Here is a 950-nt window from a genome sequence, read left to right on the forward strand (position 1 = left end):
CCTCATGCCATTGGATGCAGGTCCGGGGAAAAGGTTCCCGGACATGATGCTCTTGCGCGGCCGTTTGGCTTTGGCTCCCCATGGCGCTGATGGTTCTGGTGTGCACAAAGGTCGTGGCGGATGAAAAGAGAATACGGGCCGAGGCTGCGTTATCAGCCGCCAAATCCGTCACTGACTTCCTCAACAGCGAGGAGATCGCGCCAGGGATGCGCATGAGCCAGAACAATCAGGACTTGCATCGCAGACAGACCAGGTAAATAGATAAACGAATGCACCTTTTTGGCGATCCGCCGAGGTGCCAGATCCGCCTCCCTGGCTATGCCTTGCACTATGACAAGCTTGGCCTGAATCTCGCAGACGTCTGCACATCGCATGAACCTTGAACTGCGGGGCACTTTCGCCCTTTCAGGAGTTTTCCATGATCGCGCAACTCAGTAAACGCGAACGCCGGATTGCCATGGGGCTTGCCATTGCGCTGATGTTGCAGGGCCTGACCATGGCGGTTGCCGGGCGGCAAGACCCTATGGCGGTGCATGGGTTCATGGCGCTTGGCCTTGGCTTTGTGCTGGTATTCGTGGTGGGCGGCGTGCTGGAGGAACCTGCTGCGGACGCTGCGCAGGCGCTGCGCTACTACGACGATCCGATCAAGGCGGGCATTCTTTTGTCGATGGTTTGGGGCGTCTTTGCCATGGGCGTAGGCCTTTGGGTTGCCGGGCTAATGGTCTGGCCGGATGCCACTTTCGGGCAGGCGTGGTCCAGCTATGGTCGTCTGCGCCCGGTGCACACCACCGGCGTGATCTTTGCGTTCGGCGGCAACGCGCTGATCGCCACCTCGTTTCACGTCATGCAGCGCACCTGCCGCACGCGGTTGGCCGATCAGCTTTCGCCTTGGTTCGTGCTGGTGGGCTACAACCTGTTCCTGGTCTGGGTGATCACGGGCTATCTGATGG

1 protein-coding gene is annotated in these 950 nt (G+C 59.8%); it reads left to right on the top strand.

Annotated features, from left to right (window positions below):
* Positions 1-418: 418 nt before the first annotated feature.
* On the top strand, positions 419-950 hold a 532-nt coding region (locus tag AC1DVR_RS23585; RefSeq protein WP_478003060.1), incomplete at its 3' end, for a cbb3-type cytochrome c oxidase subunit I.

It is taken from the genome of Rhodobacter sp. P2_H5, assembly GCF_056403335.1.